Raw genomic sequence first — 6,888 nt, 5'->3', positions numbered from 1 at the left:
ACGTCCAGCTCGATGTGATCGGATTATAGCTGACACTACTCACTTCGCCGACGAGATCAACAACTCCGGCGACGACATCCATCACTCCGCCGACGAGATCGACAACGCCGCGAGTCCATCTCGATCATCACACATCGCATCGCACCGTTGCCGCGGCAATAACAACAGTCCCAGAAGCCATGTGACTCGCTGCCCTTCACACTTCGCTCCCTACCAACCACTTCTCATCCCTCGCCGACCATGTTGACCACGCTGCCGCTCAGGGCACGACCGCCCCCGTTGAGATGAACCAAACCGCCAGCGACGTCCTCACGTCGCCACATCGCACTTGCATTCCCCTCGGCCACCGCGACGGACGTGCACGGAGTCGATCCATTGACACCTCATTCACCGCAGCTCTTCGCCGGGAGATACACGTATGCGCACACGACAAAACGCCGTTCTCACCGCGCTCGAACGCGCCCAAGCTTCATCAAGGAGAACGCCACGAAGCTCATGAGCGCCCTTGACTTCACGGCGGCGCGCAAACGCCTCGACATCATCGCGAGCTTCACCACGCACGCCGTCGAGCAGAACGCCAACGATCGGGAGACGAGAGGCGAGACCGCGAAGCAGCAGCAGCTTCGCCTCACGCTCACGCCGCAACGATTCACAAGGAGACGCTCGTCGAGCGCGGCAGAGCGTAGAGGGCAGAGAGTGGAGGGCAGAGTAGAGAGTGGGCGGCCACACTCTGCCCTCTACTCTCCACTCTCTACTCTCTACTCTCAACCCTCTACCCCCTACCCTCTACCCTCTACCCTCTACCCTCTACCCTCTACCCTCTACCCTCTACCCTCTACCCTCTGCCCTCCACTCCGAACGTTGCGAAGCTGTAACGCGTAAGCCACGTTAGAGTTGCGCCGAAACCAATCGGAGATCCGCATGCGTCACCTCAGTCGCTCCGCGTCAGCCGTACTGGCGACGTGTATTTCCCTCCTCACCGCGCCCCTCGCCGCCCAAACGAAGGCGACCGTCGCGCAATTCCTCAGCCCGTCCTCGCCCCTCGAGCTCGCGCGCGCCAAAGAGGTGGATCGCGTCGCCTGGGTCGCGTACGAGCGCGGGATGCGCAACGTCTACACCGCTGCCGCGCCGGACTTCAAGGCCGTCCGACTAACGAGCTTCATGCAGGACGACGGTGTCGACGTCTCCGAGGTCGAGCTCTCCGATGACGGCTCCACCGCCATCTTCATCCGCGGCACGAACGAGAATCGCCAGGGCTGGGTCGCGAACCCGACGCACGATCCGAGGGGCGCCGAGCGGGCCGTGTGGGCGGTGCGGACGTCCGGTGCGGGTGCGCCCTGGCGCGTCGCGGCGGCCGAGGCGGCGACGCTCTCGCCGGACGGACGCGCGGTCCTTTACGTCCGAGACGGACAAATCCACCGCGCGCGCATCACGCCTAACGCTTCAGCGCCCCCGTCGGACAGCATTGTCCCATTCATTAGAGAGTGGGGACGTCAGAGCAATCCGCGCTGGTCGCCTGATGGTTCCAAAGTGGCCTTCATCAGCGATCGCGAGACTCACTCCTTCATCGGCGTCTTCGACACGCGCACGCGGCGCGTGGACTTCGTGGCGCCGAGCGTGGATTGCGATGGCGCGCCGGCGTGGTCGGCGGACTCGAAGCGCATCGCCTTCATTCGCCGCCCAGGCGTGCCCTTTGGCATGCAGGCCCAGCCCGGCACCGGCAGCATCGGCAACCCGCCGGGGCCTGCATCCGGTCGCGGCGGCCGTGGCGGTGGCAGCTGTCTCGCGGTGGCGTTCGGTCGAGGCGGTGGCTTCGGCCGTGGCGAGCAGCAGCGCGAGGACACGACGCGCGATCGTCGTTTTCCTGGTCTATACCGCGCGAACTTCAAGGGCGGCTACAACCTGTCGGTCATGGTCGCGGACGTGACCAAGTGTCCGGCGGCGTCCGGCCCAACCGAAGCCGGCGGCATCGAGTGCTCGGCGCACGAGCTGTGGCACAACGCACCTAACGACGAGAAGTTCGTCGGGATGCGCGCGGTGATCTGGGCAGGTGACAACGTCCTTTTCCCGCTTTCGGCGCCCGACGACGAGTGGGAGCGCTACTATGCGATCAGCACGACGAGCCCCGGTTCCGCGCCCGTCATGTTGACGACGACGAATGGTTTGATCGAAGACGCAACCTCGGCGGCGCTCTCGCGCGACGGCAAGACGCTGTATTACTGCACGAACGCCAACGACATCGAGAAGCGCCACATCTGGAGTGTCCCGACGTCAGGAGGGACTCCCAAACAAGTTTCGACCGACGACGGCATCGAGACCTCCCCGCAGCCGCTCGCGTCGGGCAAGCAGATCGCCGTGCTCTACTTCGGCGCCGCGCAGCCGGCGTCGGTCGGCCTTGTCTCGGCGAGTGGCGGTGTGACACGCGTTGTTTATCCGACTTTGCCTGCGGATTTTCCTAAAACTGCCCATGTCACGCCGCAGATCGTCATCGTCCGGTCGCCCGACAGTTTAGAGATTCATGACCAGCTCTTCCTGCCCAGGGACCTGAAGCCCGGCGAGCGCCGCCCGGCGATGATCTTCGTCCACGGCGGACCCGTTAGGCAGATGCTCCCGGGCTATCATTACATGCAGTTCTACCACTGGGCGTACGCGTACAACCAGTGGCTCGCGAACCAGGGCTACGTCGTGCTCTCGGTCAACTACCGGAGCGGCGTGGGCTACGGGCGCTCTTTCCGCAACGCGGCGAACACGATGGCGCGTGGTAACTCGGAGTACCAGGACGTCCTCGCCGCGGGCAAGTATCTCCAGTCGCGCCCCGACGTCGATCCGACGCGCATCGGCATCTGGGGGCTCTCGTACGGCGGACTGCTGACTTCACAGGCACTCGCGCGGAATTCAGATCTGTTCGTTGCCGGGGCCGACCTTGCCGGCGTGCATTTGTACGGGAATTCGCTGGACACGACCAACCTCTCGTACAAATCGTCCGCGATCTCGGCGATCGACAACTGGAAGTCGCCGGTATTCCTCGTTCAGGGCGACGACGACCGCAACGTCGACTTCGCGCAGATGGTGGGACTCGTGCAGCTCCTGCGCGCGCACAACGTGTACTACGAGCTCACGGTCATCCCCGACGACACGCACGAGTCGCTGATTCATGCGCGCTGGGTGGACATCTTCGACAAGATGGGGGACTTCCTCCATCGGTTCGTGTGGGATCACGGTGCCGCAGGTCAAGCCACCTCGAGCGGCACGAAACAATGAGGTGAACCGTAGGTTGACTAGTCGGCTTCTGGAGGCATCAACGGAAAATGCGACCACCACCCGCCTTCCTCACGACGACCGAGAACATGCTCCCCGACTACCGAATCCTCGAGCGGTTCGGCGTCGTTCGCGGCATCACCGTGCGTTCACGTTCGGTTTTCGGGAGGGTGGGCGCCAAGCTCCAGCAGTTGATCGGCGGCGATATCACTTTGCTCACCGACCTCTGTGAGCAGACACGGGCCGCGGCGTTCGAGCTCGCGGTGAACCACGCGAAGGCGCTCGGCGCGAACGGGCTCATCGCGCTGCGTTACGACGCAACGGAGATCATGCAGGGCGTCTCGGAAGTGCTGTGCTATGGAACGGCGGTGCGCCTCGTACCGCTCAAGCCCGACACCGACCAACCCACCTCGTGATGACACGAACCCGGCTGTTGCTCGGGCTCGCGCTGGTGAGCGCGGGCTCCGTCGGCGCACAGGCACCGCGCCTAACGGTACGTGCCGTCGAGACGCGTTTCGTCGACTCCGTTCTCGCTCGCATGACCGTGGCCGAGAAGCTCGGCCAGCTCAATCAGGTGTCCGGGGCAGGGAATCCAACCGGCCCTGGCGGCGGCGAGCGGGCGCAGCGCATGGAACAGCTGCGGCACGGCGGCATTGGCTCGTTTCTCAATATCGTCGGCGCGGACACCGCGCGCGCGCTGCAGAAGATCGCCGTCGAGGAGTCGCGCCTGCATATTCCGTTGGTTTTCGCGTTGGACGTGATTCACGGGCTGCGTACGATCTTCCCGGTACCGTTGGGTGAGGCTGCAAGTTGGGATCCCGCCGGCGCGGAGCGCGCCGCGCGCATCGCGGCGATCGAAGCCTCTGCCACTGGCATCGACTGGACGTTCGCGCCCATGGTCGACATCGCGCGCGATCCTCGCTGGGGGCGCATCGTCGAAGGCTCAGGCGAAGATCCGTATCTGGGATCCGCATTCGCGGTTGCTCGGGTCCGTGGTTTCCAGGGTACTAATCTCGGCGCCCGCGACGCGATTGCGGCAACCGCGAAGCACTTCGCCGCGTATGGAGCGCCCGAGGGCGGGCGTGATTACAATGTCGCCGAAGTGTCGGAGCGGACGCTGCGCGATGTGTATCTCCAGCCGTTCCACGCCGCCGCCTGTGCGGACGCCGCGACGTTCATGGCCTCCTTCAACGAGATTGCCGGTGTCCCGTCGCACGCGAACCACCACCTGTTGACGGACATTCTTCGCAACGAGTGGAAGTACGACGGACTCGTCGTCAGCGACTGGACGGGTATCTGGGAGCTGATGAACCACGGAGTTGCCGCCGACAGCGCGCAGGCGGGCGAGCTGGCGCTGCACGCCGGCGTCGACGTCGACATGGTGAGCGAGATCTATACGCGTGTCCTACCGCGCTCCGCCGCTGCCAAGCGCCTGAATATCGCCGAGCTCGACGAGGCTGTTAGGCGGATGCTGCGCCTCAAGTACCGGCTGGGTCTCTTCAAGGATCCATATCTTCGAGAGAACGCCGCGCGCGAGCGCACCGACGTGCTCACCGCCGCAAACCGCGCCGCGGCGCGCGAGTCGGCGCGCCGATCGATCGTGCTGCTCAAGAACGACCGCGGGACCTTGCCGTTGCAGAAGACCATTGCGTCGGTCGCGGTGATCGGTGCGCTCGCCATCGACTCGAGCGCCGTGCTCGGCAACTGGACAGCGCTCGGCCGGCACGAAGATGCAGTGCCCGTACTCGACGGAATTCGTCATGCCGTGTCGCCGCAGACGACAGTGACGTATGCGGCCGGTGCGAGCCCGACGAGCGCGGACACCAACGGGATCGCCGAAGCGGTGCGTGTCGCGCGCGCGGCGGAGGCGGTGGTTCTCGTCGTCGGCGAGACCGGCGAAATGAGCGCAGAAGCGGAGAGTCGTTCGACGCTCGAGCTACCGGGCGCGCAGCAGCAGCTTGCGGATGCAATCGTCGCGACGGGGAAGCCCGTCGTCGTCGTGCTCATGAACGGACGGCCGCTTTCGATCGAACGGCTGAACGCGACGGCGCCGGCGATTCTCGAGACGTGGTTCCTTGGCATCGAGCACGGCAACGCTGTCGCCGATGTGCTGTTTGGCGACGCGAATCCTGGCGGCAAGATGCCCGTGACCGTGCCGCGCGTGGTTGGGCAAGTGCCGATCTACTACGATCACAAGAACACGGGTCGTCCGCCGACGAACGAGAAGTACACGTCGAAGTACTGGGACATTCCGTGGACGCCGCTGTACCCGTTCGGGTATGGCCTGAGTTACACCTCGTTTAGTTATGCGGGGCCGCGGCTGAGCGCGTCATCGATCGGTGCGAATGACTCGCTGCGAGTCGACGTGGATGTCACGAATACGGGCCAACGCGCCGGCGACGAGGTCGTGCAGCTCTACGTGCGCGATGACGTCGGCAGCGTGACGCGTCCGGTGATGGAGCTGAAGCGCTTTCGTCGGGTGACGCTCGCGCCGGGGCAGAAGACGACCATCACCTGGACCCTCGGCGTCGGCGATCTGGCGTTCACCGATCTCGCGATGCGACGCGTCGCCGAGCCGGGGACGTTCCGGTTATTTGTAGGGACTAATTCCGGTGACACTCGATCGGCGCCGTTTACGTTGCGAGGCACGACAAGTGTGCCGATAGCCGAACGGTGCCAGTGAATTGCGCGGAAGTGACCGGATAGAACACAGCGTTGAAGATTAGCTCGCAAAGAAATCCTAACGCGACTCATCCTTGCGTTTCTGTGCGGCCTCCGGCCGCTTCCGCGTTCAACCGTGGATAGCTGCGATGAAGTGTCAGCGAGCTTTCGCTTTTGGCATCCCGCGCTTCGTCGTCCGGAGCCATTTCTCAGCCGCGCGCAGCGCCGAGGACTTCCCGCCGTGGCCGGCGTCGCCGAAGAAGGCGCTCGCCTTCGGACGCCACCCTTTGGTCGTCTTGCGATAACCGACGCGGACGAAGTATCCGTGTGTACGTGAGGTTTCCTGGTCGATGCGGCTGATGCCGGACGGGAGAGAACGAGAGTTGGTCGTTGGCATGAGGCAGCTCGTCAAATGGATTAGAGGGGTAACGGCTCGCACGACGTCAGACGTTAGGCTACTGACAACGGCGGCGAGCGGACGCAGCTGGCAACCTCGATGCTGCAGCGGTGCCGCTCGTGAAGATGTACACCGATGCGAGCTAAATCGTTTGTCGTTTGGCGTTAAGAAAGCTTGACATGGGAGCGCAGACGACGTAAGCTCGCGAATATTCGCCCGCGGAAACACGCCGTGGGTTTTTCTTTGTCATCGTTACGTCGTCGCCGTTTGGGGTGTAGGTCAATTGGCAGACCGCCCGACTGTTAATCGGGAAGTTGGAGGTTCGAGTCCTCCCGCCCCAGCTCTGCATTTCTGCCTCACGAGTCGCCTCGGACGTTGTCGAGTGACGACATAACCAGGTGCCCAAGTTGTCCGCCCGCCGGGCTCGAAATGGTCCGGCCGGAGCGAACGACCACCCCCTCAGTCCAGTCGGGCCAGAAACTGGGTGTTGTGCAGGCAGCATCACGGGAATATCCTCAGCACGTTCACTTCCCGTCTCTTCCCCTCGACGAGGAGTTGCAGGTGCCGGAATT

Annotated in this window: 4 protein-coding genes and 1 tRNA gene; 4 read left to right on the top strand and 1 reads right to left on the bottom strand. The window is 64.0% G+C overall.

Going from position 1 to position 6,888, the window contains the following annotated elements; genetic code table 11:
* Positions 1-921 precede the first annotated feature (921 nt).
* The 3 genes from VGH98_05170 to bglX are packed head-to-tail and all read left to right on the top strand — an operon-like array spanning position 922 to position 5,941.
* Positions 922-3,261, top strand: a complete 2,340-nt coding sequence (locus tag VGH98_05170) for a prolyl oligopeptidase family serine peptidase (protein HEY2375345.1) — start codon at positions 922-924, stop codon at positions 3,259-3,261.
* 47 nt (positions 3,262-3,308) lie between these two features.
* Positions 3,309-3,674, top strand: a complete 366-nt coding sequence (locus tag VGH98_05165) for a YbjQ family protein (protein ID HEY2375344.1) — start codon at positions 3,309-3,311, stop codon at positions 3,672-3,674.
* Positions 3,674-5,941: a beta-glucosidase BglX gene (gene bglX / locus VGH98_05160; GenBank protein ID HEY2375343.1), complete on the top strand. Its 2,268-nt coding sequence runs from the start codon at positions 3,674-3,676 to the stop codon at positions 5,939-5,941. The genes VGH98_05165 and bglX overlap by 1 nt, the downstream gene beginning before the upstream one ends.
* Before the next feature lie 135 nt (positions 5,942-6,076).
* On the opposite strand, the gene VGH98_05155 is transcribed toward bglX, so the two are convergent.
* A complete protein-coding gene (locus tag VGH98_05155) occupies positions 6,077-6,316 on the bottom strand; it encodes a hypothetical protein (protein HEY2375342.1) in 240 nt (79 codons plus the stop codon).
* 268 nt (positions 6,317-6,584) lie between these two features.
* Between VGH98_05155 and VGH98_05150 the strand changes: the two genes are divergently transcribed.
* Positions 6,585-6,657 (top strand) — tRNA-Asn (locus tag VGH98_05150).
* Positions 6,658-6,888 lie beyond the last annotated feature (231 nt).

The sequence above is a fragment of the Gemmatimonadaceae bacterium genome (genome assembly GCA_036496605.1).
Classification (GTDB): domain Bacteria; phylum Gemmatimonadota; class Gemmatimonadetes; order Gemmatimonadales; family Gemmatimonadaceae; genus AG2.
The sequence above is the reverse complement of the archived record's forward strand: the minus strand, read 5'-3'. Positions and strand labels throughout refer to the sequence as shown.